Annotated in this window: 2 protein-coding genes; one reads left to right on the forward strand and one right to left on the reverse strand. The window is 67.7% G+C overall.

What is annotated here, in order from left to right:
- Positions 1-2: 2 nt before the first annotated feature.
- Positions 3-1,088 (forward strand): LacI family DNA-binding transcriptional regulator, encoded by a 1,086-nt coding sequence (locus AC04L7_RS18395; protein WP_435998702.1) that lies wholly within the window; start codon positions 3-5, stop codon positions 1,086-1,088.
- 43 nt (positions 1,089-1,131) lie between these two features.
- Here AC04L7_RS18395 and AC04L7_RS18400 read toward each other — a convergent pair.
- Positions 1,132-1,537: ROK family protein (locus AC04L7_RS18400; protein WP_475513659.1), on the reverse strand; the 406-nt coding region annotated here is incomplete at its 5' end.

Below are 1,537 nucleotides of genomic sequence, written 5' to 3' on the forward strand. Positions count from 1 at the left end.
GCGTGAAGAAGACCAGCAAAGCGGTGCGCAGGAAGGGCGGTGCGGTCACCATCGACGAGGTGGCAGCGCATGCCGGCGTGTCGCCAATGACGGTGTCGCGTGTCGTGAACGGCCATGCGGGCGTGCGCGACACCAACCGTGATCGCGTCATGCGCAGCGTGCGCGAGCTGGGCTATCGCCCCAACCTTGCGGCCAGCTCGCTTGCCGCTGCGCAAAGCACCTGCATCGCGCTGATCTACTCCAACCCCAGCTCGAGCTATCTGCGCGAATTGCTGGTCGGCGCGTTGCGCGGTTCTGCGCGGGCGGCGGCCCAGCTGGTGATCGCCACGTGGGACGGACTGGATGCCGCGCAATCCCGCGCGGCCGCCCGGCAACTCTCTGGCAGCGTGGCGGGGGTCATCCTGCCTCCCCCGCTGTGCGAATCGACCGCCATCGTGTCGGAGTTCTCGCAGGCGGGCGTGCCGGTGGTCTCGATCGCGTCGGGGCATCTGGGCGATACGGTTTCCTGCGTGCGGATCGACGACCATTGCGCCAGCCGGGACGTGGTCTCCCACCTCATCGCGCGCGGGCATACGCGGATCGGCTACATCAAGGGCGATCCCAACCAGACCGCAAGCGCGCATCGCTGGCAGGGCTACCGGGATGCACTGGCGGACGCCGGCATCGCCTACGACGACAAGCTGGTCCAGCCGGGCTACTTCACCTACCGTTCGGGCCTGGAGGCAGCCGAGACGCTTCTCGCGTTGCGCCGCCCGCCCAGCGCCATTTTCGCCAGCAACGACGACATGGCATCGGCGGTGGTCTCGGTCGCCCACCGTCGCGGCCTGGACGTGCCACGGGACCTTTCCGTGGTCGGTTTCGACGACACGTCCGCGGCGACGATGGTGTGGCCGGAACTGACCACCGTCCATCAACCGGTGGCGGCCATGGCCGATGCCGCCATCGACATCCTGCTGCGCGACATACGGCGCGATCCCGCCACCCGCGTCATCGTCAATCGCGTGCTGCCGCACCAGCTGGTGAAGCGCTCGTCCGTTGCGGACGGACCGAACGCCGACGGGCGCTCAAGAAAGAGACATGCGCGGTGACCTGGCGAGGATGAGACCCGTCGAGGACTTCACCCTACCGCGTTCATCCGCTGAGATTCTGGCGATACCACGCGACCGCGCCCAACAGTCCCAACTGTCCATGCTCGACGCGCCATACGGGCACCCGTTCGAGCTGCTCGGTCATCACGCCCTTGTTGAGATAGCGCTGCAGGAACCGTCCGTCGTGCAGGAACTGCGGAATATGCGCGGTCACACCACCGGCCAGGTAGACGACGCGGGCACCGAAGATGATCGCCAGGTCGCCCACCACGCTGCCCAGCCAGCCGCAGAACGTCTCGAGCGTTTCCCGCGCCAGCGCATCCGCGTCGGCCGCGGCCACCAGCGCGCTCGCATCCGTGTGCATGGGCGTCGCATCGCGGAGTTCGCAGAGGCACCGATAGAGATTCATGAGGCCCGGGCCCGACAGCACGTGCTCGTTGTGCAGGTAG

Source organism: Pseudoxanthomonas sp. LjRoot204_2 (assembly GCF_056175765.1).